The following is a 24,722-nucleotide window of genomic DNA, read 5'->3' on the forward strand; positions in this document are numbered from 1 at the left end:
CGTCTCAAATCCTTCCGTCAGTGCGCCACGGCAGCCGCAGCCGCCTCGTCAATCAGTCGACCGGTGCGGAAGCGGTCCAGCGTCAGCCCCGCCGCGAGCCGGTGCGGCTCGCCCTTGGCAATCAGATGCGCGAACAGATTGGCCGATCCCGGCGTTGCCTTGAAGCCGCCGGTGCCCCAACCGCAGTTCACGAACAGGTTCTTGACCGGCGTCACGCTCTGGATCGGCGAACGGTCGGGCGTGTTGTCGGTGATCCCGCCCCACTGGCGCATCATCTTGACCCGGCGGAAGATCGGGAACAGCTCGCAGATGGCATCCAGAGTATGGGTGATGATCTGCAACCCACCGGTCTGGGAATAGGAATTGTACTGGTCGGTGCCGGCGCCGATGACCAACTCGCCCTTGTCGGACTGCGAGATATAGGCATGGACGGTGTTGGACATGACCACGCAAGGAAAGATCGGCTTCAGCGGCTCCGAAACCAGCGCCTGCAGCGGCACGGAATGCAGCGGAAGTCGCACATCCGCCATGCCCAGCACGACCGAGGAGTGGCCGGCAGCCGACACGCCGATCTTCTTGGCGCCGATGAAGCCGCGCGAGGTTTCGACGCCGATAACCGCTCCGTCAGGACCGCGGCGAATGCCCGTCACCTCGGTGTTCTGGATCACATGCACGCCGCGATCGGAGGCCGCACGGGCATAGCCCCAGGCAACAGCATCATGACGCGCCGTGCCGCCACGCCGCTGCAGGGCCGCACCATTGATCGGGTAACGCGCGGTCTTGGAGATATCGAGCGGCGGGCAATAGGCCTTGGCCTGCTCCGGCGTCAGCCACTCGTTGTCGATACCATAGAGCCGGTTGGCATTCACGTGGCGCTTGAACGACTGGATGTCGTGGACGTTGTGCGACAGCATCATCACGCCGCGCGGGGAATACATCACGTTGTAATTGAGGTCCTGGGACAGGCCCTCCCAGAGCTTCAGGGAGTGCTCGTAGATGTCCATGCTCTCTTCATAGAGATAGTTGGACCGGATGATCGTGGTGTTGCGGCCGGTATTGCCGCCACCCAGCCAGCCGCGCTCGATCACCGCGACATTGGTAATGCCGTGCTCCTTGGCTAGATAGTATGCGGCACCTAGTCCATGACCGCCGGCGCCGATGATGATGACGTCATAGGATGCCCGCGGCTCTGGCGAAGTCCATTGGGCGTCCCAGCCTTTGTGTCCGCGCAATGCCTCGCGCGCCACGGCAAAAACCGAATATTTGCGCATTCGCCTCTTCGCTCCTGTCGGTCCGGCAAAACTCCGGATAATCCTTGGCTATGGTGTTACACGTCGCAGATCAATAGACGACAGGTCGGCTCTTTTGCGACGCCGCGACATGTCGCTTTCGACACCGTCGCAAATATTTCGATTGTCCGCTAAATTTGTCGGACCATGGGCACACACCGGCTGGACTTCAAGGGGGCAATCTGCTAATTGCCCACGCTAATCGCCGGGCGCTGGCCCTTCGAAACCATATCGTATTTCCGCCGATGGCACACATCTGCTGAAATCAACCGCAACCAAAGGAACGGGATAGACGTGCAGGTACTTGTCCGCGACAACAACGTTGATCAGGCGCTCCGCGCCCTCAAGAAGAAGATGCAGCGCGAAGGCATCTTCCGTGAAATGAAAATGCGTGACTACTATGAAAAGCCGTCGCAGAAGCGCGCTCGCGAAAAGGCCGAAGCCGTTCGCCGCGTTCGCAAGCTGGCCCGCAAGCGCATGCAGCGCGAAGGCCTGATTGCCGCTCCGAAGGCACCTGCACGGGCTGCTCGCTAAGCGGCCCCTATTTTGTCGTTTTCCGATGTTCTATGAGCGGGGGCGATCGATTCGCCGCCGCTTTTTCACATTTTGATCGGCATTCGGCCATGTAGAGGCCCCTGCCCCCACGGAAAGCTTGCAAGCAGCAATGATTGAACTGTTTCCGCCCGTCCTTGCCAAGTCGCAAACCGTCAGAGCCCGACATAGCCGTCATATGCGCCCGGCCCTTGCCTTGGCCGCACTGCTGGCATTATCAGCCTGCGCGACCGTCGAGACGGACGACATGATCCGCATCGACAGGGCTCAGGGGTCGGAAGAGAACATTGCCTCGCTCTCGTCCGTCATTGCCGCCAATCCGCAGGATCCGGAAGGCTACAATGTGCGCGGCTCGGCCTATGGCAGGGCCGGCGAGTTCCGCAAGGCGCTTGACGACTTCAACCGCGCAATCCAGCTCAATCCACGCTTCTACCAGGCCTATGCCAACCGCGGTCTGGTCTATCGCAACATGGGACAGCCGGTCGAAGCCGCAAACGACTACAACACGGCGCTCAAGCTCAATCCGAATTACGACGTGGCCTATATCGGCCGTGGTAACATCTACCGCCAGGCAGGCCGCATCAACGAGGCGTTTGGCGATTTCAACCGTGCAATCGAACTCGACACCACGGACGGGCGTGCCTATCACAATCGCGGGCTGATCTATCAGGTGCGCGGACAGCACGACAAGGCGATCGAAGACTTTTCGAAGGCCATCTCGCTGTCGCCCTCGTCGCCCGAGCCTCATAACGGCCGCGGCCTGTCCTATGTCGCGCTCAACAATGATGAAAACGCCTTTGCCGATTTCAACCACGCCATTGAACTCGATGGCAAGGTGGCGGAATCCTGGGCCAATCAGGCCCTGATCTACGAGCGTCGCGGCGACAAGGCCAAGGCCGCAAAGTCTTACGCCCATGCTCTCGGGCTTGATCCGAAGTACCAGCCCGCACGAGACGGTCTCGCCCGGACACGCACCGGCGCCTGAGACACTCAGACCCGGCACCAATTTGCAAAAGCGTCCGCTTCATCAAAAGCGGGCGCTTTCTACCTTTTGCGCGTCAGACCTATCGCCGGTGAGCGCGGTGCGCGATCCCCAGCAGGGCCGCTGCGGCAAAGCCACCGGCGATGATGGCAATCGGCTCCCCAAGCGCTATGCCGATCATGCCCATGGCGACTGCCGCACTCGCATCCATAACGGCGTTGTGCGCCAGGCGTGCCGTGTCATCGCGTGAAACGGTGTAGAGCGCGCCGCAAAGCGCAGCTATGCCTGCGGAGAGCCAGAGCAGCGGCAGACTCGCCATGCTGGCCGCGAATGCTGACAACATCACCACGATCGCCAAGCCGACGGTAAGCAGAACACGTGGCGTGGAGCGACGGGCGAAAGATTGAAGGCGGGGTGTAACAACGCGCGGCATCGCCATCAGTGCAAAGCCGCCAAAAGCCAGTGCCGAAAAGCCGGCGGCCAGGAGCAGCGCGACGAATGCGGCATGATCTGTGGCCGCCACCGCCATATTCCCGTTCGACCTGGCGAATGCTGCGGCGACGATCCAGAGACACCCGCCTGCACCCGCGGCTCGTGCCGCTGCAAAACCCGTGTTTGTGGTTTCAGCGGAAGCCTGCCTTGCCATCCATCCGCCGGCGCTGCCGCCAAAGGAGAGACCCAGTATGAGCAACACCACGCCGCCAAAGTCCGGCGGAGCCATGATGAGGGCCACGACGGCGCTTAACCCCACAAGGCCGATGACAAGGCTGAATGCCGGCCCAGTATCCCCAAGCCTGCGAAGACCTCCGATCTTCACGGCCACAAAGACGAACGAAATGAGCCAGGCAAGGAATGCGGCGCTAGCGATCATCAGCCGCTCCCGGGCGCCCTGCCAAATGACGCTTCGCGACCAAGACACCAGCGACTATGCAGAAGCCGAGCAGAGCCAGGCTGACAAGCCCGAATGCGCCGGCCGCACTGCCATCGGAAACGCGAACCACGGCAAAGGCACCAACCACCAGGATGCCAGGAAGAAGCGCCAGTATCACCCAGAGATTTTTCAGAAGAGAGAAGCGGAGGCCGATGACTGCGAACCAACCGGCAAGGCCGGCCATCGCAAACAAGCCAATCCGCATCAGGTAGGAGATCTCGCTCAAGTCCATGGACATAGGCTTCGAGGTCCCTGTTGACCATTCCCACATGAAAAAGGGGCCGGATCGACATCCAGCCCCCTGATGCAACGCATGACGCGAAACCCTTGAAGGGTCGATCAGCGCATGAAGAAGACGCCGACGATGCTCAGGACGATGAACAGGAAGGTGCCACCGATCGCACCGGCCGTTGTGAAGAAGCCGGCAGCCATAGCGATCATCAGGGCGATCAAAATGACCGTGCCGTATTTCGTGCCGGCGATGAAAGCATCATAGGTCTTTTCGTGCTCGCGATAATCCATCGGCGCACCCGTTTCGACCGGACCGGTGTGGTGTTCGCTCATCCTTGTCTCCCATTGGCAGGCCGGACGCCGCTGGGTCTGGCGGCACACGGCACGATCTCAAATCTGTGGTCGGCGCATGCTGCACCGTTTCAGCTTAAGGAATTACACAAACCGCCGTTCAAGCGCAATCCGGCAGGTGGCGATCCTGATGTCGCAGGCACGTTTTTCAGGCAACCTTGCTCTGCCCGCTCCGTGACCTCAAGGCTTGCGCCCTGTCGCTGAGCACCGAAATCCGGTCGGTGGAAACAGGCGTCGAGAAAACATAACCCTGGATCAGGTCGGCGCAGCGATACTCGCGAATCCGCTCAAGTTGCGCCTCTGTCTCCACGCCCTCCAGCACGATTTCCAGGTCAAGCTGCCGCGACAGCGTCACGATGCCCCGCAGCAGCTTGAAGCGCCGGGCATCCGTCGTGATATCGCGAACGAAGGAGCGGTCGATCTTGACGATATCCACCGGCAACCGATCGAGATAGCTCAGGCTGGAGAAGCCCGTCCCGAAATCGTCGATGGCAATGCTCACGCCCAGCGCGCGCAGATCGCCCAGCAGCAGGCTGACGGTCGAGAGCTCCTCGATAAGGCTGCTTTCGGTGACTTCCAGATGCAGCCGGGACGGCGACAGGCCGCTGTCTGCCAGCGCGGCCTCAACCGTCCTGACGATATCGCAATTGCGCAAATCATGTTCGGAGAGATTGACCGAAACGCTGATATGCTCGGGCCAGTCAACGCAATCCCGGCAGGCCCGATCGATCATGAAGCGGGTGATATCGGAGACGATTCCCATTTCCTCGGCAATCTCGATGAAGATATTGGGCGCAATTGGTCCCTTCTCCGGATGGGTCCATCGTGCCAATGCCTCGCAGCAGGAGAGTTGCGACCCATCAGGCACATACATGGGCTGATAGAGAGCGCTGAGACGCCAGTTTTCAACTGCGTCGCGCAAATCCACCTTCAATCGCTGGCGCTCGAGATAGCGCGCATCCATTTCCTCGGCAAAAAGCGCGAGCGTGCCCTTGCCCCGTGACTTTGAATCGTAGAGCGCAAGGTCTGCCTTGATCTGCCAGTCTTCGACACACAATTGCCCGGCCGGCAGAATCACGCCGCCGGCATTCATCGTGATCCGGAATGTCGTGCCGTCGACGTCGTAACTGCCGGCTGCCTTTGCATGAACATCCCGCATGGCCTCGTCAACGCGTCCGTCCCGGGGCGCAAAGAGGAATACAAAGCGATCACCCAGGAGATGGGCTAGCAGCACGTCGTTGCCGGCGAGCGTTGACAGCCGATCGGCCACGGCCGCCAGCAGCCGATCACCTGTCGCATGCCCCTTCATGTCGTTCACATGCTTGAAATCGTTGATATCCAGCAGCAGGATGCCGGTCTCGGCTTCCGGCGGCAGGACGCCCGCCCTCTCCTTGACCAGATCGGCAAAATAGCTCCGATTAGGCAGGCCGGTGAGGCTATCATAGCGCACCATGTGCAGGATCTTGCGCTCGCTATGAATGCGGCCGGTGACATCCTCGAAGATCAGGACTACGCCACCGCCGGCCTGATGGCTTGCCGAGAATTCCAGCACCAGGTCTTCGGAAAAATGCAGCACCGCGCGCGCCACCGAACCGCCGACCAACTGGCGCAACTGCTTCTGGATCAGGTCCGGCATGCTTCCATCGGCGATGGCATGGCGCACACCGAACTTGAGCACCACATCCAGATCGCAATTCTTCAGTCGATAATGCTCGCCCAGTTGCAGCAATTCGCAGGCCTTGCGATTGATGACCTGGATGCGATTGTAGCGATCCAGCATCAGCAGCCCATGGGTCATGTTGTTGAGGGCGGTGTCGAAACTGTCGGCGATGAGCGACACGGCCCGCGACGCATGCACGTTGCGCGACAGGACATCGCGAATGCCGGCCGCCATGCGCAGGGTGGCAAGCACCAGCCCCATTAGCAGCAGCGAGAGGATGATCATAGCCGGATCGCCGACAACGAGGCTAGCGATGACTATGGGCAGGCTGAGCGACAGGCTTTGCAGAATGACAGCCTTGCGCGAACCATAGTTGCGGCCGACGACCGACACGACTGTCACCATGGCGACGGAGATACAGACAAGCTCCGCAAAGGATCCATGCGACGTGGCAACGGCATAACCCGCTGCAAGCCCCAGAATGCAGGTGGAGGAGATGGCGCCCGAGAGATACCAGCGCTCCCATCGTGCAAGCGTCGCCGGCGTCAAAAGTGAGCAATCCGCCCGGTCGAACCAGGCGAGCGTGGCGGTCCGGTAGAGCCCGACGATCATGAAGGCGGCAGCAAGGCAAAGATAGACCGGCAACCCGCTCTGCCACCAGACCAGCAACAGGCACCCGGTCTGCAGACCAAGGCTCACGAACAGTGTCCGTCGATTGCCGAACAACGACCTGACGAGGGACAGATATACCTCTGTCGTCACTGCTCCCGGAGCACGCGTTGCCATCTCATGCCTCCTCTTTTGCCAGGAGACTAACTTCAAACGATTAAAGGAGCCTTGTGATCATTGAGCCTACTTGCCGCACAGTCGTTAAGCATTGGCTAACCATGGCATTCCCAAGCCGTCCAATACGCCTTTGGTCTTATACCAAAGCGCTAAAGTGCGCTGTTGCGCGCCGTCAGCGCTTGCTCTATGCACGAAGACACGTCCAGGGGAGAAAAAAATGCACCTTTTGTTAACGCTTAGCAGGGTGATCGACGCGATCACCGGCGCTATCGGGCGGTGGGTATCTTGGCTGTTGCTCGCCGCCGTAGTGATCAGCGCCGGAAACGCGATTATCCGCAAAGCCTTTGATATCTCATCGAATGCCTGGCTTGAGCTCCAATGGTATCTGTACGGCGTCGTGTTCATGCTCGCCGCCGCCTACACACTCCAGAAGAATGACCACATCCGCATCGACATCGTCTCCTCGTCCTGGTCGAAGCGGACCCGGGACTGGATCGACCTCATCCTGCATATCATCTTCCTGACGCCTTTTGCCTTCCTCTTGACCTATCTCTCCTGGTCCTGGTTCTGGCGGTCGTATTTCAGTGGAGAAATCTCCTCCAGCGCCGGTGGCCTGCCGATCTGGCCCGCCAAGGGCGCCGTGCTCGCAGGCTTTATCCTGCTGAGCGCCCAGGCAATTTCTGAAATCATCAAGCGCGCCGCCGTTCTGACTGGCCATCTCGAGGATCCTGTGCCAGTCGGCGAACAGGATGGCGACGAAGTAGCGGGGCGATAACAATGATTGACCTTATTGCCCACAACCTCGCGCCGATCATGTTCGTGACGGTTATGTCCCTGTTGATCCTGGGATATCCCGTGGCCTTCACCTTGGCGGCCGGCGGCCTCATCTTCTTCGTCATCGGCGTCGAGCTATCGCACATCTCCCCCGAGATCACGCTGTTCTGGCCGCTGCTGCAAAGCCATCCCGACCGTATCTACGGCAGCAGCATCATGTCGAACGAGACACTGCTTGCTATCCCGTTCTTTACATTCATGGGATTGATCCTCGAGCGATCCGGCATGGCCGAGGATCTGCTCGACACGATCGGCCAGTTGTTCGGCCCGATCCGTGGCGGCCTGGCCTATGCGGTCATTTTCGTCGGTGCGCTGCTTGGAGCAACCACCGGCGTCGTGGCTGCATCCGTCATCGCCATGGGTCTGATCTCGCTGCCGATCATGCTGCGCTACGGCTACAACCGTCCTCTGGTCGCAGGCACCATTGCCGCGTCGGGTACGCTTGCCCAGATCGTGCCGCCTTCGCTGGTCCTGATCGTCATGGCGGACCAGCTCGGCCGCTCCGTCGGCGACATGTATGTCGGCGCGCTATATCCGGCGATCCTGATCGTTCTCTCTTACTGCGCCTATGTCTTTATCGTCTCCCTGATCAAGCCTGAATGGGCGCCTGCCCTGCCAAAGGAAGCCCGCACACTAGGCGGCGGCGTCTGGTCGCTTCTGGCCATGCTGGTGCTGGGAACCGCACTTTACTTCCTCGGCCAGCACGTGCTGTTTACCGGCATCGAAAGCCCCGAATGGCAGGAAGTCTCGGCGCTCAGCTTCTCCGTCGGCGTGCTCTACGCGATTGCGCTTGCAAACCGGCAGTTCTCTCTCAACTGGATTTCGCGCCTGACGCAGCAGGTCATCATCGTGATGATACCGCCGCTTGCCCTGATCTTCCTGGTTCTGGGAACGATCTTCCTCGGCATTGCCACGCCGACCGAGGGCGGCGCCATGGGCGCTGCCGGTGCTCTGCTGATGGCTTTGGCGAAGCGTCGGCTTGACATGACAACCCTTCGCAGTGCCCTGGATGCAACGACGAAGCTCTCGGCCTTCGTCATGATGATCCTGATCGGCTCCCGTGTCTTCGGCCTGACCTTTTACGGCATCAACGGCAATGTCTGGGTCGAGGATCTGATGTTGGCACTTCCAGGCGGCGAATATGGCTTCCTGATCGTCGTCACCATCATCATCTTCATCCTCGGCTGCTTCCTCGATTTCTTCGAGATCGCCTTCATCATGGTGCCGCTCTTGGCACCAGTTGCCGATGCGCTCGGCATCGACCTGGTCTGGTTCGGCGTTATCCTCGGCATCAACCTGCAGACCTCGTTCCTGACGCCACCCTTTGGTTTCTCGCTGTTCTATCTGCGGTCGGTTGCGCCGTCCGGCAGGTGGAAGGACAAGGTCACCGGGCGGACGATGGAAGGCATGAAGACCGCCGACATCTATCGCGGCGTCTTCCCTTACATCGTGATCCAGTTCGTCATGATCATGGTCGTCATTGCCTTCCCGCAACTGGTAATGCGCTACAAGGGCGATGCGCCTACCGTAGACCCGAACACCATCAATATCCAGATACCCGGATTTGGTGGACAGGGCGGCGGCATGAGCCTGCCTCCACTCGGCCAGGGAACCGGCGGCAATCAGGCGCCAAACCTCGGGCTGCCGCCGCTTGGCGCCCCGGGTCAGGCACCAGCCTTCGGCCTACCGCCGATCAACACCGAAGGCGGCCTTCCGGGCGCGGCACCTGCCGCTCCGGCAGCACCGGCTCCTGCACCAGCTATTGACCTAAGCCAGCCACCGGTCATTCGCTGATCGATCGAAATCGAAATCAAAGGCGGCGCCCACTGACGCCGCCTTTTTTCATGCCCGGACCAGCATTCAAAACGTCATCACGTCATGCGGTTATGGTTAACCGGAGATAAACGAATAGGGGCCTAAGAGGGAACGAAATCAATTCGGCGTCGTTTCCGCTGGAAAGGGAGGCCTACAATGTTTACACTGCTCAACGCCGTCCGTTCCAACCCCATCGACACGCCAGATACGGGCACCTTTGCGGACGGCGCCTTCCAGATGTCTCGAATCGAACTTCATTCAATGGCCAAGCAGGAGCGGACGTCGAACGCCCATGCGCGCGATTATGGTGGTGACCGCACGGTGCGCCCCGCACTCATCGGCTATGCCTGATAGCGGGCCTCACCGGAAAGATGTCCACCCAACAAAAAACCCAGGCTTTTCAGCCTGGGTTTCTGTTTTAAGAGGCGGCTGTAAGCTCAGAGCTTGCCGGCGCGCTGCTGGATCATCATGAAGGTATCGAAGGTGTATTCGCCGAGCTGTGCCCAGAGATAGGCGTCCTTCTTGAAGGCCAACTGATCTTCGTAGGTCTTCTTGAAATAGGGGCTCTGTGCCGACAGCTCCGCATAGATGCCGATGGCGGCATTGTAGCAGGCTTCCATGATTTCCTGGCTGAACGGACGCAGCACCGTGCCTTCGGCGACAAGCTGCTTCAGCGAAGCCGGGTTCTTGGCATCGTACTTCGCCATCATGTTAGTGTTGGCATAGGCGCAGGCATCCGTGAGGATCGCCTGGTAATGCTTCGGCAGGTTGTTGTACTTCTCCAGGTTGAAGAAGCCGTGCACAACAGGACCGCCTTCCCAGAAGCCCGGATAGTAGTAGTACTTGGCGACCTTGTGGAAGCCGAGCTTGGAATCGTCATATGGACCGACGAATTCGGCAGCGTCGATGGTGCCCTTTTCCAGCGCCGGATAGATATCGCCGCCGGCGAGCTGCTGCGGAACGACGCCGACCTTTTCCAGAACCTTGCCAGCCAGGCCGGCAATACGCATCTTCAGACCCTTGAGGTCGTCGACGGTGTTGATTTCCTTGCGGAACCAGCCGCCCATCTGCACGCCGGTATTGCCGGCCGGCAGACCGTAAAGGCCCTGGGTCGCGAAGAACTCGTTCATCAGCTTGTTGCCGTTGCCCTGGTTGAACCAGGCGTTCGACATGCGGGCGTTGAGACCGAAAGGAAGCGCCGTGCCGATGGCAAAGGTCGGCTCTTTGCCCCAGAAATAGTAGGAGGTGGTGTGCGCGGCTTCGACCGTGCCGGCGGCAACGGCGTCAACCGCCTGCAGACCGGGAACGATTTCGCCAGCGGCAAAAACCTGAATGGCGAAGTTACCATCGGTGGCTGCAGATACGCGCTCGGCGATATCAGTTGCGCCGCCGTAAATGGTGTCCAGCGACTTCGGGAACGACGACGTCAGGCGCCAGGTGATCTTGGGGTTTTCCTGCGCAATGGCTGGAGCGGCCAGAACGGTAGCGGCAGCAGCGCCTGCACCCGTCACGCCCGCCTTCTTGATAAATGAACGACGATCCATGTAGTACCTCCCATCATGGTTTGCTCTGCGCGCGGAAAACCAGCGCCCTCCCCGGCAGCAATGGGGCGAGATAATCATGTTGCCCAAAGCGTTTCAAGCGCTTTGGCACTATTCTTTCGGCTTATTTGAAATGCCTGCAAACACACGAGATTTTGCCTTCGGGATTGCACAAAACTTATGCGAATCCTGCCACTGACCTTGTATCGGCCAGCCCGCACAACAGGCCCGCAATGGATTGACGAAAAGCCATTGCCAAGCGACAAAGCAGGCAGCAAATCATGCCCGCCGGAGATACCATGAAGCCGATCATCGCCATTCCCGCCGATATCCGGGTTTTTGACGGCACCACATGGCATGCCGCGCAGAACCAGTATGTCAGCGCAGCCTTGAAGGTTGCCGATGTCATGAGCTTCATCGTGCCGGCCTTCGAGCACGGCAACGACCCCGAGGCGATCCTCGACCGGGTCGACGGGCTGCTGGTCTCCGGCTCCGCCACCAATGTGCATCCCTCGCTCTACGGCGCCGAGGCCAGGGAAAGCGATGGCCCCTTCGACCCCGCCCGCGACGCGACCACCCTGCCCCTTATCCGGGCGGCCCTGGAACGCGGCATACCGATGCTGGCCATCTGCCGTGGCATTCAGGAGCTCAACGTCGCGCTGGGCGGGACCCTGGAAAGCGAAATACAGGAAAAGCCCGGCGTCTGGGACCATCGCAAGCCGGCCGATGTCGAGCGCGATGTCGCCTTTTCGATCCGCCAGAGCGTCAAGGTCAAGGAAGGGTCCTGCATCGCAGCCGTAGTCGGCGCGGGCGAGATCATGGTGAACTCCCTGCATCGGCAGGCGATTTCCAAGGCTGCACCACGCCTGCAGATCGAAGCCGTGGCCGATGACGGCACGATCGAAGCGGTATCGGTGATCGATGCCAAGGGCTTTGCCGTCGGCGTCCAGTGGCATCCGGAATACTGGGCCGAGACGGACAGGCCCTCGCGCGCCTTGTTCGAGGCCTTTGGCACAGCCGTCAGGGACTACGCCGCAGCCAAGCAGTTGGCCCGGTAAATCTTCACACTCAGACTGGCGTCAGGGCAATTGCAGCCAGGTGATATCGACGCCGCTGGGCTCGATCGTCGCATAGTCGAAACCGCGTGCTGTTCCCATCGTCAGCACGGCCGTGCCGCGCTCATCCGTTAAGGTCACCGAGCCGTCGCCGTTCTCGATCCAGCTTCGCGCCGCCGCGAGACCCGGCCAGACGGCCTCACAATCTGCTTCGGCTGAGAAATCGGTCCCTCGTCCGAGGGCTGACTTGCCGCGTTCCACGAGGCAAACGGTGTCCGTATCCAGGTTCGAGACGGTAAACCGCGTGATCGCGTCATCCGCCAACTGGTCCGTGGGCTGTGCCGACGGCACGGATGCCGAGGTGATCGGATCGATATCGGGCATGGCAGGGCTCGACTTGGTGCCGTCCCACGCCAGCAAGGCTATTGCGGCGCCAAGAGCCGCGAACATGCTGACCGCACCAACAGTTGCATAAGATTTCATCGGCCTCTCTCCTGCCGCGAAACTGCGAATGTCAGGAGAGCTTGCGCCTCAAAGCTTGCCGAAAGCTGAACAAATAGCCAGTTTTACAGACTATATTAGCAAATTATGCACCAACAACTGGCGTTTCCGGAACCGGCGTCAGCACCTGGCGACGGTCAAACCAGCCGATGATGTTGTCCGCCACGAGATCTGCCATCGCATTTCGGGTCGGCACGGAGGCCGAGGCCACATGCGGCAGGAGCGAAGTATTGGGCGCATCAAGCAGGGATTGCGGAACCGTCGGCTCGTCCTGGAAGACATCCAGGCCAGCGGCCGCAATCGTGCCCTCGTTGAGCGCCGCAACCAGCGCCTCCTCATCGACACTCCAGCCGCGGCCGACATTGATGAGCACCCCATTCGGGCCAAGGGCCTTGAGGATCTTGGCGTCGATGGCCTTGAAGGTCTCGGGCGTCTTGGGCACGATGCAGATCAGCGTATCGACGGCTTCAGCCAGTGCCTCGAGCGAGTCATGATGCGCATAGTCGATACCGCTGCGCGGGCTGCGCGTGTGGTAGCTGATCTTGACCTTGAACGGCTCCAACCGCTTGGCGATCTCCAGCCCAATCCGCCCCAGGCCATAGAGGCCGACATGACGGCCACGCAAGGAAAGCGGCGTCAAGCGATAAGGGCCTTCACTTACCCACCGGCCATCACGCAGATATCGCTCGGCGGTGTAGAACTCGCGCAGCGTATTCAGCAGAAGGGCGATGGTGGTATCGGCGACCTCATCGTTCAGCACATCGGGCGTATTGGTGACGATGATGCCGCGTCGGGCAGCCGCGCCGGCATCCACGCCGTCGTAACCCACACCGAAGTTGGCGATGATCTCCAGCGCCGGCAGACGCTCCATCCAGGCTTCGCTGACGGAACCGGAAACCGCGATCCCGCGCACCCGCGCAGCATCCTCGGCGGAGAGGTCGGGATATTCACCAACCGGCACGTTCAAGATCTCAAAACGGTCCTGAAGACGCTCCAATACGCGCGGATGAATGCGTCCGGGGACAAGGATGGTCGCCCTGGTGTCGGTCATGTAGAATTCCTCAGCGATTAATGGGGCCCGTCGACTGGCGGATGCGCATCTCCGGCTTGATCAGATGCATGCCGTCGGGTTCGTGACTGCCGGCCAGTTTATCAAGAAGGGCTCGTGCTGCAAGACGGCCAACCTCCGCCTGCCCGTTCCAGACGGTGGTCAAGGCTGGGGTGGCGATCGAGGCTTCCTCCAGGTCGTCATAGCCGGTGACGGAAATGTCCCGCCCGACGATCAGGCCGGCACGCGCCACCCCGTTCATAAGGCCGATCGCGACCAGGTCATTCCAGCAGACGGCGGCCGTCGGCTTTTGCGGCAGCGACAGGAAATGCACTGCCGCCTCGAAGCCGCCCTGCTTGGAGCGCGGGCCGGGAATGCGCAGATTGGGATCGACCTCGATGCCGGCCTTGCGCAGGGCATTGACATAGCCCTGGTAGCGGTCGCGTCCGGTCGAGGTCTGGTCCGTGCCGCCGATAAAGGCAATCACGCGATGGCCAAGGCCGATCAGGTGGTTGGTGGCGAGCGAAATGCCGTAGCTGTCATCACCGCGATAGATCGGCAGTTCCACGCCCTCCATTGAGCGTGCGACCAGGATGGCCGGCATGCCATTGTCTTCCGCCAGCATCACATCTTCCGCCGGTGTGCCAATGGCCGGCGACAGGATGACACCATCACCACCCAGTTGCAGCAGCGTCTCGATAAAGGTCCGCTGCTTGTCGACGGAATCATAATGGTTGGAGAGGATGAAGGTATGGCGGCTGCGATCGAGCTCGCTTTCGATCGCCTTGAGAATTTCGCCGTAGAACGGGTTCATGATGTCATGCACCACGACACCGATGATCCCGGATCTCGAGGTTCTGAGGCTGGCGGCGCGGCGGTTATAGATATAGCCGAGCGCCCTCGCCTGCTCCTTAATCCGCTCTCGCGTATCAGCCGCAACGAGCGGGCTGTCGCGCAATGCCAATGAGATTGTCGCAGTGGAAAGCCCGAGCGACTCTGCAATTGTGGAAAGCTTGATTTTCTGCGCCACGTGTCCCCCTCGCACACGACCGCCGACATCCTCAGCCTTGTTCCATACTGAATACAGTCGATTAAAAGTTTTAATTAAACAATTTAACGCGGCTTTGCAACCTCCCGACGGCAGCAACCCGTTATCCGGCACTTACGGCTCCAGGTTTTCCGCCTGGAGATTTTCCTCGATGACGGACAGAAGCTTTACCAATTGCCGCACATCCTTGCCGGAAAGGCCGCGCGTCGCCTGCTGCTCGCAGCGTTCATTGGCGGCATGGATCGTATCGAGGCTGGTGCGACCCGCATCTGTCAGGAACACCTTGGTCAGCCGCCCATCCCCGCCATCGCCCCGGCGTTCGACGAAGCCCTGCGCCTCCATGCGGCCGATGGTGCGCGTCATCGTCGGCGCCTTGACGCCGAGCTTGGCGGCCAGCAATCCGGGGGTCAGCCCATCCTCCTCCGCCAGCGCCTGGATCACGCCGTCCTGCCCGGCATAGAGCCCGCTTTCGGCAAGGCTGTGCGACATGGCGGTCCTGAGCGAACGAGCGGCCTGAATGATGGCCGGGCCAAGCTCTCGCAGCGCCGCCTCGTTTGCGTCCTTCTTCTTGCCAGCCTTGTTTTTCTTGTCGCCTTTGTCTTTTTTCGACATTGTCCCCCCAAGACCCGGCCGCCCGGCGGCTTGGACGCCTGATGGTCGGCATCGCCGCCTGATCCTTAAACAATCTTTGAAAGAAGTGCCAGATGGCCCTGCCACGACCGCGATTTGAGGACAACGACCCGGCCCTCGGGCCGAGACACCGGCGGAACTGGATTGCTGTCCTTCCGATGGGCGCGCATGAGCAGCACGGCCCGCACCTGCCCTTTGATACCGACACATTGATCGCAAAGGGCGTGGTCGATCGCCTCATCGATCGACTGCCGGCGCCCTTGCCCGTGACATTTCTGCCCGTCGAGCCCGTCGGCTATTCCGTCGAACATCTCGATGTCGCCGGCACAAAATCGCTCGGCTTCGACGAGGCGATCAACCGGTGGCTTGATATTGCCAAGAGCCTGCATGACATGGGCATTGGCAAGCTCGTGATGCTGAACGCCCACGGCGGCAACTCGCCCTTGATGACCATCGTCGCGACCGAGGCGCGGGTGCGGTTCAACATGCTCGCGGTCGCCACCAGTTGGACCCGCTTCGGCCTGCCTGACGGCATCATCTCGCCAGAGGCCAAGGCGATCGATATCCATGGCGGCCTGATCGAAACCTCCGTGATGCTGGCGCTCGATCCCGACAGGGTCGATAGGTCCAGCGCAAGAGACTTCCCTTCGCGCCAGACCGAATTTGCGCACCGCTTCAAACATCTCCGAGCCTATGGCCCCCATGCTTTCGGATGGAAGATGTCCGACCTCAATCCTGACGGCGTCGCCGGAAACGCGGCCGCGGCAACGGCAGAGGCAGGAGAGCGCCTCCTGGATCATGCAGTCTCAGGACTGCTGGAATTGCTGGCGGATGTGGCGGCGTTTGATCTGTCGGACACTTGGGAGTAGGCCCTGCGTCCTTGTGGATAGCTACATGATCAACTAAATTGAGCTACACACGGAGCAATGGCGATGACCCTGAACATCAGAAATGAGCAGGCTGATACGCTTGCAAGGCAATTGGCCGAGATTGATCGATCCACGATTACCGAAGCGGTCATTTCCGCATTGCGGGAAACCATTGCAAAACGCTTGCAGCAGGAACGTCCCCGGGACACCGCCGCGAGAATCCTTGCCAACCGCGGCCTTGCCTTCAAAAAGGCGCGCGCGCCTGTGCCACAGGAAGCCTATCACGATCTCGACCACGACTTGGGCGCGTGATCGATGTTTGTCGATGCCTGTGCGATCGTTTCGATGATGACAGGGGAAGACAGTGCTGACGCGTATGAAACGGCACTGCTCACCGCCGCGTCACCCTTTACCTCAGCAATGGCAGCCTGGGAGGCAATCATCGTGCTGTCGCGGCCGGACCAACTGGATTGCACCTTCAGCGAGGCTGAAGGTGCCGTCGTCGAATGGCTGGAAGCACGCGGCATAGACCTGCGAGAGGCGGAGAACCCTCGGCAAATCCTGCGGCATGCCATTGCGGTTGCCGAGCGCCATGGCATTGGTCGCCGCCATCTCAGCAACTTCGATTGCTTTCACTATGCCTATGCCAAGGTTCTGGCGCAGCCTCTGTTGACGACCGATCAACTGTTGAAGCAGACGGACGTTGCAACGCTTCCATGATAGCCATCCCCGCCTGATTTCGCGGCCCCTAACAAAATCTTTGAACTGACGCGCGGCACAGCCTATATGGGGTAACACCATAACATGGCGGTATCCGCCGCATTCCCTAGACAGAGGTTTTCATGACCGAAGCTGCAGCGAAACCCATTCCCGTGACCGTGCTGACCGGCTATCTCGGCGCAGGCAAGACCACGCTTCTCAACCGCATTCTGTCCGACAATCACGGCAAGCGCTATGCGGTCATCGTCAACGAGTTCGGCGAGATCGGCATCGACAACGACCTCATCGTCGAGTCGGACGAAGAGATCTACGAAATGAACAACGGCTGCGTCTGCTGCACCGTGCGCGGAGACCTGATCCGCGTTGTGGAAGGCCTGATGCGTCGCCCCGGCCGTTTCGACGGCATCATCGTCGAGACCACGGGCCTTGCCGACCCTGTGCCGGTGGCGCAGACATTCTTCATGGATGACGATGTGCGCTCCAAGACCGAGCTCGATGCCGTCGTGGCCCTCGTCGATGCCAAGCATCTGCCGCTGCGGCTGAAGGACAGCCGCGAAGCCGAGGACCAGATCGCCTTTGCCGATGTGGTGGTCATCAACAAGACCGACCTCGTGTCCCATGAAGAACTGCATCGGGTGGAAGATGTCGTTCGCGCCATCAACCCCTCGGCGCGCATCTACACCACGACCCGCTCCGGCGTTGATCTGGCGAAGGTGTTGAACCAGGGCGCGTTCAACCTGGAGCGCGCGCTGGAAAACGATCCGCACTTCCTGACCCATGGCGACGACCATGTCTGCGGCCCCGATTGCGACCACGACCACGGGCACGATCATCATCACCACCACCATGATCATGACCACCATCACCACGATCACGACCATGATCACGGGCACCATCACCATGATCACGCGCCGTCGCCGATCCATGATGTGACGGTGACCTCCGTGTCGCTGCGCGGCGGCGAGATGAACCCGGACCGCTTCTTCCCCTGGATCCAGAAGGTCACGCAGACCGATGGCCCGAACATCCTGCGTTTGAAGGGCATCATCGCCTTCAAGGGCGACGAAGAGCGCTATGTCGTACAGGGCGTGCATATGATCGTCGAAGGCGATCACCAGCGTCCGTGGAAGGAAGGCGAGAAGCATGAAAGCCGCCTGGTTTTCATCGGCCGCAACCTGGATCGCGAAAAGCTGGAAAAGAGCTTCCACGCCTGCGAAGCGGCTGCCTGAGGTCTGTCCTCAGGCCATTCCCTGATCCCGACTTGCAGTTAAGAAAGACTATCTGATGCCATCAGTTGCTCCGCTCGATCTCGAAGGCCACGTCATTGCCGCGGCCTTTCTGGGCGATATTCCCGTGTTCGCCACGGCGGCCGGGACCATCCATCGCCTTGACGGAGGGGAGAAGGTGACGGAAGCGCATCAGGGCCTGCTGACCTGCATCAAGGACCCGGCGACCCAAACGCTGCTGACAGGCGGTGAGGACGGCAAGGTCCTGAGGATTGCCCATGACGGCTCAGTCACCGAATTGGCCTCGGTGCCGCGCAAGTGGATTTCCGTCGTCGCTTGCGGCCCGCAGGGCGCCGTTGCCTATGCCTATGGGAAATCCGCCTTCGTTCGCTTGGGCGATGGCTCCGTGAAGGAATTCACCGAGGAGCGAACCATCGAAGGGCTGGATTTCGCCCCGAAGGGCCTGCGGATCGCGGCTGCGCGCTATAACGGCGTCACCCTGCATTGGGTCGGCACGGCAGGTGCTCCTGTCGATCTGGAGTGGAAAGGCGCCCATAACGGCGTCACCTTCTCTCCGGACGGCCGCTTCATCGTGACCACAATGCAGGAAAACGCACTGCATGGCTGGAAGCTGGATGGCAAGGCCAGCGGCGACACCCGGCATATGCGCATGACCGGCTATCCCGCGAAAGTGAAGTCGATGTCCTGGTCCAACAAGGGCAAGTGGCTGGCATCGTCAGGCGCACCGGCCGCGATCGTCTGGCCCTTTGCCGGCAAGGACGGCCCCATGGGCAAGGCGCCGCTGGAACTCGGCACTCGCGCCAATATCCTCGTCACCCATGTCGCCTTCCATCCTGTCGAGGAGGTGCTGGCGATCGGTTTCATCGACGGGATGATCCTTGCCGTACGTCTGGCGGATGGCAAGGAAGCCTTGCTGCGCCGTCCAGGTAAGGGCGCGATTACCTCGATGGGCTGGAGCGCGACGGGCAAACTGGTCGCCTATGCCTCCGACGCAGGCGACTGCGGTGTGATTGATATCTCCGCCTGAGGCACCAATGCCGACCCAATAGCGTATGCGGTCGGCCCTTCCGTCATTTTCAGTTCAAGTTACGTTATACTTAATATATCGGTAAGCCTTAAGCCTTAGGGTAAACGATGTTCCAGTCGGTCCGCGCTTCAATCTCGTAAAGCGTCAAACGCCGACCACTGGAACGCAGCATTCTTTTCGAGGGTCTTACACCAGACAAAGGCATTGGCAGCATTATGCTGCCGGTATTACATGCCCGCGTCGATTTTTTGAGCGCGCTACTGTGATGCATTTGAAAATCTCGCATATCGTGACAGCCTCTGGTCTCGCCCTGGCATTGGGATTGTTGGCAACCGTGGGCCTGGGCATGCAGACCCTGCAAACACTCAAGATCAACGGGCCGATCTACAAGCAGATCGTGGATGGCAAGGATCTCATCGCCGACATCCTGCCGCCGCCGCTCTACCTGATCGAGACCTATGCGCTGGCAAACGAGTCAGCACTTCATCCTGACACGGCGGAGGCGAACGCCGCGCGCATCAGCGCCCTGCATGGCCTTTACGCCGAGCGCTATCAGTATTGGAAAAACTCGACCCTCACCGATGATCTCAGCAAAAAGCTCTATGCTGACGTGCTGGTGAAAGGCGATGAATTCTGGAAACATATGGATGCCGCCTATCTGCCAGCCCTAACGGCCGGCGACGGCGACGCTGTAAAAGCGGCCCTGCCGGGCCTCAGAGAGCGATTCCATACGCATGAGACCGCGGTCAATGAACTGGTCGAAATGTCGAATGCCTATCTCAAGAGCCGCGAGGAATTTGCCGCCACTGAGAGCGCAAGCCGCGAGAGGATTGCCCTCGTCGGCGGCGCGGTCTTGATCCTGATGGCGCTGGGGGCGGTGGTCTTTGTCCGCTTCCGCGCGCTTGGCCCGCTGAACAGGATCGCAGGCTTCATGACGGAGATGGCGGAAGGCGATCTGGAGCGTCAGGTCCCTTATGCCACCCGCCCGGACGAAGTGGGCGAAATCGCCCGCGCCGTCGAAGTGTTTCGCATAGCGGGCCTCGAAAAGCGCCAGTTGGAGGGTGAGACGGAAGCCTCGCGCGCCATGACGGACCACGAGCGCGCCGTGCGCGAGGCACAGGCCCGCGTGGATGCAGAGGCCTTGCAGCGGGTCGTGGATACGCTGGGCGCCGGCCTCAACCGACTGGCCGACAGCAATATGCGCATGACGATCGAGGAGCCATTCGATCCGCGCTTCGAGCCTCTCAGGCACGATTTCAACATCTCGATCACCACCTTCCAGCAAACCCTGGAAGCGGTCATGACCGAGATCAAAACGCTCCACGAAAACGGCATGGAGATGCGCGAGGCGTCCGACAACCTGGCCAAGCGCACCGAGCAGCAAGCCGCATCCCTGGAAGAAACAGCCGCAGCGCTGGAAGAAGTGACCGCCACCGTACGTTCGTCCAGCGAGCGGACCCAAGACACCCACAAGCTGGTCATCGAAGCCAAAACCTGCGCCGACGCCTCCGGGGATGTTGTCCGCAATGCGGTCAGCGCCATGCAGCGCATCGAAAAATCCTCCGCGGAAATCGGCAAGATCATTGGCGCGATCGACGAAATCGCGTTCCAGACCAATCTTCTGGCCTTGAACGCCGGCGTCGAGGCCGCCCGTGCGGGCGATGCCGGAAAGGGGTTCGCGGTCGTCGCCCAGGAAGTCCGCGCGCTCGCCCAGCGCTCCGCCGACGCGGCAAGCGAGATCAAGAAGCTCATCGGCAATTCGGAAGCCGAGGTCAGTTCCGGCGTGCGCCTCGTCGGCGAAACCGGCACCGTGCTGAACCAGATCGGCGACTATGTCGCGCGCATCGATAGCAACATCGAAGCGATCGCTACGGCGGCCCGCGAGCAGTCGGTCGGCTTGCAGCAGATCAGCGCCGCGGTGCACGAGATCGACCTCATGACGCAGCAGAATGCCGCGATGGTGGAGGAGACGACAGCCGTAAGCCATGCCCTGGCTGAGGGTGCGGCACATCTGACATCTCTGGTCAGCCGCTTCAAGCTCAATCAGAGCGAAACTGCGGTTAGGTCGAAGCGAGTCGCTTCACATCGGCGAAGCGCAGCGTGACATCGACAATGACATCCTGGCTCATGGTCTGGAAATTTTCCCTGACATTCGTCTTGGAGGCCAGCCTTGCGACAGCTTTCCCTTATAAAGAGAAGCGCTCAACACCCATAAACGCGAGGATCCTGGCGTGAACATCAATGCGAATACCAGCGCCAATGCATTTCTGGAAATCATCGCCTTTCGGCTGAATGATCAATCCTTTTGCGTCAAGACGCGTTCGATCCGGGAAATCCGCGGATGGGCGCCTGTCACGCCAATCCCCCATGCGCCCTATGAAGTACTCGGGGTGATCAACCTGCGTGGAACGGTGATCCCGATCATCGATCTTGCCGTGAAGCTCGGCATGCCGGGCACAGAGGCGTCCGAACGCAGCGCCATCATCGTCACTGATGTCAACAAGATGACCCTTGGTCTGCTTGTCGAAGGCGTATCCGATATACTGACGGTTCCCGCGGAAAGCCTGCAGCCCGTTCCGCAAAGCGCCGGCCAGGCCGCCACCTTCGCAGAGGGCATCCTGGCGCATCAAGGCACCATGATCTGCTTCCTGAACCTGGAAGAGCTGTTTGCCGCAAGCCTCAGCTATGCGGGTGGTGGCGGCGGCGGTGCAGCCGCCGGCGGCTGGCAGGAATTCTGATCCGGACACGTTCTCAGAGTGCTGCGGCGAGCAGGATCGCGCCGAGCACGATAATGAGGATTGCCCCGCCAATCTCGATGACGCTGCCGGTGACCCTGGCAGCCGTCGTACCAGGTCCCGACAGCCGCAAGGCCAGGGACTTTGCCGAAACGGCAACACCAGCGAGAACGGAGACGGTGATGGCCGTCCCCAGCGCCATGGCGAGAACCGACAGGATGCCGCCGAGATAAAGACCGTTCAGCAGTGAGAACGTCATCACGAGCAATGCGCCGGAACATGGTCTTAGACCAACGGCAAGCACGGCCGTCCATGCCTCCCGCCAGCTGAAATGCTCTGCCCGGACCAGACCGGGATCCGGCAGATGGGTCATGCCGCATTCCGCACAAACGCCGCCGGCGGAAATCCCCAAATGGCTGTGGTCGAGCGCCTTCGCCTTAAAGCGCAGGCCTCTGGCACTTTGGCGAACAAGCGGCGCTGATGGTATCGAAGCAAGCTGCGGACTATCAAACAGGGATGACGTTGCGCCGCCGGATGAAACGTGCGCGGGCATCATATGCCGTGCCTTACGGATCAGCAGCCACACGCCAAACGCGATAATCAAGCCGTAGCTGGCAATCTCCATGGCGCCGGTCGCATCGCTGAGCGAGATGGTGCTGCCGCGCAGGACGAGATAGGCAAACCCGACAAGGCCGATGGCCACCGCCCCCTGCAACAGCGCGGATATGAAGGAAATCGCGATGCCCCGCCGAAGCTCGACCTCATTGGCCAGCAAGTAGGAGGAAATGACCGCCTTGCCATGGCCCGGACCCGCGGCATGGAAAACGCCATAAGCAAAGGACAGGCCGATAAGGCCACCGAGCGCACCCGGATCCTCGCGCATGGCCTTCAAGGCCGTCGTCAGGGCGCGGTAGAATTCCTGCTGATGCTGGTTGACCCAGGCAAGGAAGCCGGCGAACGGACCTGACGCCTGGAAGGCCGGTTCCGCCGTACCCACGCCAAGCGGCGATGCCGCATGAGCGGCGCTGCATCCCATGACAACCGATAGCGCCAAAACGGCCGCGGCCAAGGCCAGCCCGCCAATGCGCCGCTCGATCAGCATGTCACTTCAAGCCGTGTCGCAAACAGCTTTCCCATATCTGTCCCGGCAGGATCGTTGAAGAAGGCTTCCGTTAGGTTGGCCTGGTTCTGGGCGATGACCTCATCAGGATTAGGCCGAACCACCGCATGCTTGCAGCCCGCGAACCCCTCGCCCTCCGTCAGCATGTCCTCGTCCTTGGCGAAGTCGATGGCGGTGTAGAGCGTCGGATCGTAGACGCCGAAGCCAAGCTTGCCCTTGAGCGGCAGCTTGTCCTTGGTGGTGATGGTAAAGAACACCAGAAGCTGGTTGTCCTTGAAGTCCACATGGAAGGCCCCGGGCTTGGCGACATCAACCGGCTTGCCATCATGCGTGATGAAGGTGAAATAGGTGTAGTCCGCCAGGGATTCATGGATCGTGTGGGCGATCTCGGTCAGTTCCTTGTCGTCGAGCTTCAGGTCGGTGTTGGCGTCGAAATCCATCAGCACGCTGGAGGAAAAGATGTCGTCGAACCTCCATACGTTCCGCAACTCCTGGAGATTGCCGTCAGCCCCGCTGATCACCTCCAGCCGCGCCTCCGCAAACACATGCGGATGCGCCACGGCAACAGCCGGCGAAAGCAGTGCGGATGCCAGGACCAGAGAGCGCACACATTTCATGGAGAAAGTCCTTCACGATTCGCCGCCATTCTATCCCGATCCATTGAGGCCGAAATGGGACAATCTGTCCTCAGTCGTTCTTGCGGAACCAGGCCGTCAGGTAGTCGACAAAGGCCCGCACCTTGGCCGGCAGATAACGGCGATGCGGATAGACTGCATAGATCCCGCGATCGCGGGGCAGGAAGTCGTCGAACAGGGAGATCAGTTCTCCCGATTCGATATACGGCCGCACGATGAAGTCCGGCACCATGGCGACGCCAAGCCCGGCACGGGCCGCCCGCACCGTGGCCTGCGGGCTGTTCACTTCAATTGGCCCGCTGACCGCGACCGAGATCGTGCTACCATCCGTATCCATGAAGCGCACGCTGTTGTGAGAGCGTGAATTGGTGTCGATGATGAACGGAACGCGGGAGAGTTCCTGCGGGTGGATGAAGGGTCCATATTTCAGCACGAAGGAAGGCGCGGCACAGGCATAGATGCGGAAGTCCGACAGCTTGCGGGCAATGAGGCCGGAATCATCGAGCTTGGTGACACGGATCGCCAGGTCGAAGCCTTCTTCGATCATGTCGACGAATCGGTCGTCTGCCACGATTTCCAGCGTCAGATCGGGATTCGCTGTGGCGAAATCGATGAGTGATTGGCCGACTTCGGCATCGACAAAGGTTCGAGGCACCGTGATCCGCAGCTTGCCCTTGAGATCCGCATTGTTCTCGCGCACCAGGTCCGCAAGATTGTCGATCTCCTTCAGGATGTCGGCTGCCGTCCTGTAATAGGTGTGTCCGGCCTCCGTCAGGGAGAACTGCCGCGTCGTGCGGTTCAGCAATAGCGCCCCAAGCTCATCTTCCAGTTCACGCACATACTTCGACAAAAGAGCCTTGGAACGCCCGGTTTTCCGGGCCGCGGCGGAAAATCCCTCCGCCTCCACCACGTCAATGAAGGCCCTGATCCGGGTAAGGGTATCCATGCTGCGCTCCCTGTGCTTCGTTCCAATAATCTGAACAATTGGCCAAATTCGTTCAATGAATTTTTTGAAGTCGGGCGGCAAAAAACGCTTGATTATGACGTCGATTGTTCTTATCTCCGTGGCTGCCCAAAGTCGCACGTGCCTGTGGGTGTCCGCCGACCCTCGAACT

The 24,722-nt window shown here is 60.4% G+C and carries 26 protein-coding genes; 13 read left to right on the top strand and 13 right to left on the bottom strand.

Annotated elements, in window-relative coordinates:
- Positions 1-17: 17 nt before the first annotated feature.
- Entirely contained in the window at positions 18-1,271 is a 1,254-nt protein-coding gene (locus B9A97_RS01390) for a sarcosine oxidase subunit beta family protein (protein WP_084363177.1), read from the bottom strand.
- Positions 1,272-1,583: 312 nt separating this feature from the next.
- Here B9A97_RS01390 and rpsU point away from each other — a divergent pair, with 312 nt between their 5' ends.
- Both rpsU and B9A97_RS01400 read left to right on the top strand, forming a co-directional pair.
- On the top strand, positions 1,584-1,823 hold the full coding sequence (rpsU, locus tag B9A97_RS01395) for a 30S ribosomal protein S21 (RefSeq protein WP_084363178.1): 240 nt from the start codon (positions 1,584-1,586) through the stop codon (positions 1,821-1,823).
- A 196-nt stretch (positions 1,824-2,019) separates the two neighbouring features.
- Complete coding sequence (locus B9A97_RS01400; protein WP_244564081.1) at positions 2,020-2,826, top strand: tetratricopeptide repeat protein; 807 nt, start codon at positions 2,020-2,022, stop codon at positions 2,824-2,826.
- Positions 2,827-2,905: 79 nt separating this feature from the next.
- Here the strand turns inward: B9A97_RS01400 and B9A97_RS01405 are convergent, their stop codons facing one another.
- The 4 genes from B9A97_RS01405 to B9A97_RS01420 form a co-directional block, all read right to left on the bottom strand.
- Positions 2,906-3,694, bottom strand: a complete 789-nt coding sequence (locus tag B9A97_RS01405) for a hypothetical protein (RefSeq protein ID WP_084363180.1) — start codon at positions 3,692-3,694, stop codon at positions 2,906-2,908.
- Positions 3,684-3,992: a hypothetical protein gene (locus B9A97_RS01410; protein ID WP_084363181.1), complete on the bottom strand. Its 309-nt coding sequence runs from the start codon at positions 3,990-3,992 to the stop codon at positions 3,684-3,686. The genes B9A97_RS01405 and B9A97_RS01410 overlap by 11 nt, the downstream gene beginning before the upstream one ends.
- Before the next feature lie 101 nt (positions 3,993-4,093).
- The gene (locus tag B9A97_RS01415; protein WP_084363182.1) at positions 4,094-4,318 is read right to left on the bottom strand and encodes an aa3-type cytochrome c oxidase subunit IV; all 225 of its coding nucleotides are present in this window, start codon (positions 4,316-4,318) and stop codon (positions 4,094-4,096) included.
- A gap of 166 nt (positions 4,319-4,484) precedes the next feature.
- Entirely contained in the window at positions 4,485-6,782 is a 2,298-nt protein-coding gene (locus tag B9A97_RS01420; protein ID WP_084363183.1) for a putative bifunctional diguanylate cyclase/phosphodiesterase, read from the bottom strand.
- Between the two features lie 217 nt (positions 6,783-6,999).
- Here B9A97_RS01420 and B9A97_RS01425 point away from each other — a divergent pair, with 217 nt between their 5' ends.
- The 3 genes from B9A97_RS01425 (at position 7,000) to B9A97_RS01435 (ending at position 9,782) form a co-directional block, all read left to right on the top strand.
- Positions 7,000-7,557 (top strand): TRAP transporter small permease subunit, encoded by a 558-nt coding sequence (locus B9A97_RS01425; RefSeq protein WP_084363184.1) that lies wholly within the window; start codon positions 7,000-7,002, stop codon positions 7,555-7,557.
- Between the two features lie 2 nt (positions 7,558-7,559).
- Entirely contained in the window at positions 7,560-9,410 is a 1,851-nt protein-coding gene (locus B9A97_RS01430; RefSeq protein ID WP_084363185.1) for a TRAP transporter large permease, read from the top strand.
- 177 nt (positions 9,411-9,587) lie between these two features.
- Positions 9,588-9,782, top strand: a complete 195-nt coding sequence (locus B9A97_RS01435) for a hypothetical protein (protein WP_084363186.1) — start codon at positions 9,588-9,590, stop codon at positions 9,780-9,782.
- 86 nt (positions 9,783-9,868) lie between these two features.
- Here B9A97_RS01435 and B9A97_RS01440 read toward each other — a convergent pair whose 3' ends face one another.
- The gene (locus B9A97_RS01440; RefSeq protein ID WP_084363187.1) at positions 9,869-10,975 is read right to left on the bottom strand and encodes a TRAP transporter substrate-binding protein; all 1,107 of its coding nucleotides are present in this window, start codon (positions 10,973-10,975) and stop codon (positions 9,869-9,871) included.
- A gap of 296 nt (positions 10,976-11,271) precedes the next feature.
- Here B9A97_RS01440 and B9A97_RS01445 point away from each other — a divergent pair, with 296 nt between their 5' ends.
- Entirely contained in the window at positions 11,272-12,030 is a 759-nt protein-coding gene (locus tag B9A97_RS01445; protein ID WP_084363188.1) for a gamma-glutamyl-gamma-aminobutyrate hydrolase family protein, read from the top strand.
- A gap of 21 nt (positions 12,031-12,051) precedes the next feature.
- On the opposite strand, the gene B9A97_RS01450 is transcribed toward B9A97_RS01445, so the two are convergent.
- From B9A97_RS01450 to B9A97_RS01465, 4 genes are all read right to left on the bottom strand, one after another.
- Positions 12,052-12,510 (bottom strand): hypothetical protein, encoded by a 459-nt coding sequence (locus B9A97_RS01450; RefSeq protein WP_084363189.1) that lies wholly within the window; start codon positions 12,508-12,510, stop codon positions 12,052-12,054.
- A 103-nt stretch (positions 12,511-12,613) separates the two neighbouring features.
- On the bottom strand, positions 12,614-13,579 hold the full coding sequence (locus B9A97_RS01455; protein WP_084363190.1) for a 2-hydroxyacid dehydrogenase: 966 nt from the start codon (positions 13,577-13,579) through the stop codon (positions 12,614-12,616).
- Positions 13,580-13,589: 10 nt separating this feature from the next.
- Positions 13,590-14,606 (bottom strand): LacI family DNA-binding transcriptional regulator, encoded by a 1,017-nt coding sequence (locus B9A97_RS01460; RefSeq protein ID WP_084363191.1) that lies wholly within the window; start codon positions 14,604-14,606, stop codon positions 13,590-13,592.
- A gap of 132 nt (positions 14,607-14,738) precedes the next feature.
- Positions 14,739-15,236: a MarR family winged helix-turn-helix transcriptional regulator gene (locus B9A97_RS01465; protein ID WP_084363192.1), complete on the bottom strand. Its 498-nt coding sequence runs from the start codon at positions 15,234-15,236 to the stop codon at positions 14,739-14,741.
- Positions 15,237-15,328: 92 nt separating this feature from the next.
- Here B9A97_RS01465 and B9A97_RS01470 point away from each other — a divergent pair, with 92 nt between their 5' ends.
- From B9A97_RS01470 to B9A97_RS01500, 7 genes are all read left to right on the top strand, one after another.
- Positions 15,329-16,123 carry a creatininase family protein gene (locus B9A97_RS01470; protein ID WP_084363193.1) on the top strand — a complete coding sequence of 265 codons (795 nt, stop codon included), beginning with the start codon at positions 15,329-15,331 and terminating at the stop codon, positions 16,121-16,123.
- Positions 16,124-16,186: 63 nt separating this feature from the next.
- Positions 16,187-16,435 (top strand): type II toxin-antitoxin system VapB family antitoxin, encoded by a 249-nt coding sequence (locus tag B9A97_RS01475; protein ID WP_179145189.1) that lies wholly within the window; start codon positions 16,187-16,189, stop codon positions 16,433-16,435.
- Between the two features lie 3 nt (positions 16,436-16,438).
- Positions 16,439-16,843 (top strand): type II toxin-antitoxin system VapC family toxin, encoded by a 405-nt coding sequence (locus B9A97_RS01480; protein WP_084363195.1) that lies wholly within the window; start codon positions 16,439-16,441, stop codon positions 16,841-16,843.
- Between the two features lie 122 nt (positions 16,844-16,965).
- A complete protein-coding gene (locus tag B9A97_RS01485) occupies positions 16,966-18,072 on the top strand; it encodes a CobW family GTP-binding protein (protein WP_084363196.1) in 1,107 nt (368 codons plus the stop codon).
- 55 nt (positions 18,073-18,127) lie between these two features.
- Entirely contained in the window at positions 18,128-19,117 is a 990-nt protein-coding gene (locus B9A97_RS01490; RefSeq protein ID WP_084363197.1) for a WD40 repeat domain-containing protein, read from the top strand.
- A gap of 265 nt (positions 19,118-19,382) precedes the next feature.
- The gene (locus B9A97_RS01495) at positions 19,383-21,221 is read left to right on the top strand and encodes a methyl-accepting chemotaxis protein (RefSeq protein WP_084363198.1); all 1,839 of its coding nucleotides are present in this window, start codon (positions 19,383-19,385) and stop codon (positions 21,219-21,221) included.
- Between the two features lie 127 nt (positions 21,222-21,348).
- Positions 21,349-21,855: a chemotaxis protein CheW gene (locus tag B9A97_RS01500; protein WP_084363199.1), complete on the top strand. Its 507-nt coding sequence runs from the start codon at positions 21,349-21,351 to the stop codon at positions 21,853-21,855.
- 13 nt (positions 21,856-21,868) lie between these two features.
- Here B9A97_RS01500 and B9A97_RS01505 read toward each other — a convergent pair whose 3' ends face one another.
- The 3 genes from B9A97_RS01505 to B9A97_RS01515 form a co-directional block, all read right to left on the bottom strand.
- Positions 21,869-22,954, bottom strand: coding sequence for a nickel/cobalt transporter (locus B9A97_RS01505; RefSeq protein ID WP_084363200.1), 1,086 nt, complete (start codon positions 22,952-22,954; stop codon positions 21,869-21,871).
- Positions 22,948-23,589 carry a DUF1007 family protein gene (locus B9A97_RS01510; protein ID WP_084363201.1) on the bottom strand — a complete coding sequence of 214 codons (642 nt, stop codon included), beginning with the start codon at positions 23,587-23,589 and terminating at the stop codon, positions 22,948-22,950. Before B9A97_RS01510 ends, B9A97_RS01505 begins: the two co-directional genes overlap by 7 nt.
- A gap of 70 nt (positions 23,590-23,659) precedes the next feature.
- Positions 23,660-24,553 carry a LysR family transcriptional regulator gene (locus B9A97_RS01515; RefSeq protein WP_084363202.1) on the bottom strand — a complete coding sequence of 298 codons (894 nt, stop codon included), beginning with the start codon at positions 24,551-24,553 and terminating at the stop codon, positions 23,660-23,662.
- Between the last annotated feature and the right edge of the window lie 169 nt (positions 24,554-24,722).

Origin of the sequence: Rhizobium sp. RU36D (assembly GCF_900176345.1) — a bacterium.
Lineage (GTDB): Bacteria > Pseudomonadota > Alphaproteobacteria > Rhizobiales > Rhizobiaceae > Allorhizobium.

Coding starts and splice junctions, on each gene's coding strand:
- B9A97_RS01390 (WP_084363177.1), bottom strand. CDS start 1,271: ATGCGCAAATATTCGGTTTTTGCCGTGGCGCGCGAGGCATTGCGCGGA.
- B9A97_RS01485 (WP_084363196.1), top strand. CDS start 16,966: ATGACCGAAGCTGCAGCGAAACCCATTCCCGTGACCGTGCTGACCGGC.
- B9A97_RS01420 (WP_084363183.1), bottom strand. CDS start 6,782: ATGGCAACGCGTGCTCCGGGAGCAGTGACGACAGAGGTATATCTGTCC.
- B9A97_RS01490 (WP_084363197.1), top strand. CDS start 18,128: ATGCCATCAGTTGCTCCGCTCGATCTCGAAGGCCACGTCATTGCCGCG.
- B9A97_RS01475 (WP_179145189.1), top strand. CDS start 16,187: ATGACCCTGAACATCAGAAATGAGCAGGCTGATACGCTTGCAAGGCAA.
- B9A97_RS01445 (WP_084363188.1), top strand. CDS start 11,272: ATGAAGCCGATCATCGCCATTCCCGCCGATATCCGGGTTTTTGACGGC.
- B9A97_RS01495 (WP_084363198.1), top strand. CDS start 19,383: ATGCATTTGAAAATCTCGCATATCGTGACAGCCTCTGGTCTCGCCCTG.
- B9A97_RS01470 (WP_084363193.1), top strand. CDS start 15,329: ATGGCCCTGCCACGACCGCGATTTGAGGACAACGACCCGGCCCTCGGG.
- B9A97_RS01415 (WP_084363182.1), bottom strand. CDS start 4,318: ATGAGCGAACACCACACCGGTCCGGTCGAAACGGGTGCGCCGATGGAT.
- B9A97_RS01515 (WP_084363202.1), bottom strand. CDS start 24,553: ATGGATACCCTTACCCGGATCAGGGCCTTCATTGACGTGGTGGAGGCG.
- B9A97_RS01510 (WP_084363201.1), bottom strand. CDS start 23,589: ATGAAATGTGTGCGCTCTCTGGTCCTGGCATCCGCACTGCTTTCGCCG.
- B9A97_RS01405 (WP_084363180.1), bottom strand. CDS start 3,694: ATGATCGCTAGCGCCGCATTCCTTGCCTGGCTCATTTCGTTCGTCTTT.
- B9A97_RS01465 (WP_084363192.1), bottom strand. CDS start 15,236: ATGTCGAAAAAAGACAAAGGCGACAAGAAAAACAAGGCTGGCAAGAAG.
- B9A97_RS01480 (WP_084363195.1), top strand. CDS start 16,439: ATGTTTGTCGATGCCTGTGCGATCGTTTCGATGATGACAGGGGAAGAC.
- B9A97_RS01440 (WP_084363187.1), bottom strand. CDS start 10,975: ATGGATCGTCGTTCATTTATCAAGAAGGCGGGCGTGACGGGTGCAGGC.
- B9A97_RS01505 (WP_084363200.1), bottom strand. CDS start 22,954: ATGCTGATCGAGCGGCGCATTGGCGGGCTGGCCTTGGCCGCGGCCGTT.
- B9A97_RS01455 (WP_084363190.1), bottom strand. CDS start 13,579: ATGACCGACACCAGGGCGACCATCCTTGTCCCCGGACGCATTCATCCG.
- B9A97_RS01410 (WP_084363181.1), bottom strand. CDS start 3,992: ATGTCCATGGACTTGAGCGAGATCTCCTACCTGATGCGGATTGGCTTG.
- B9A97_RS01400 (WP_244564081.1), top strand. CDS start 2,020: ATGCGCCCGGCCCTTGCCTTGGCCGCACTGCTGGCATTATCAGCCTGC.
- B9A97_RS01435 (WP_084363186.1), top strand. CDS start 9,588: ATGTTTACACTGCTCAACGCCGTCCGTTCCAACCCCATCGACACGCCA.
- B9A97_RS01430 (WP_084363185.1), top strand. CDS start 7,560: ATGATTGACCTTATTGCCCACAACCTCGCGCCGATCATGTTCGTGACG.
- B9A97_RS01425 (WP_084363184.1), top strand. CDS start 7,000: ATGCACCTTTTGTTAACGCTTAGCAGGGTGATCGACGCGATCACCGGC.
- B9A97_RS01450 (WP_084363189.1), bottom strand. CDS start 12,510: ATGAAATCTTATGCAACTGTTGGTGCGGTCAGCATGTTCGCGGCTCTT.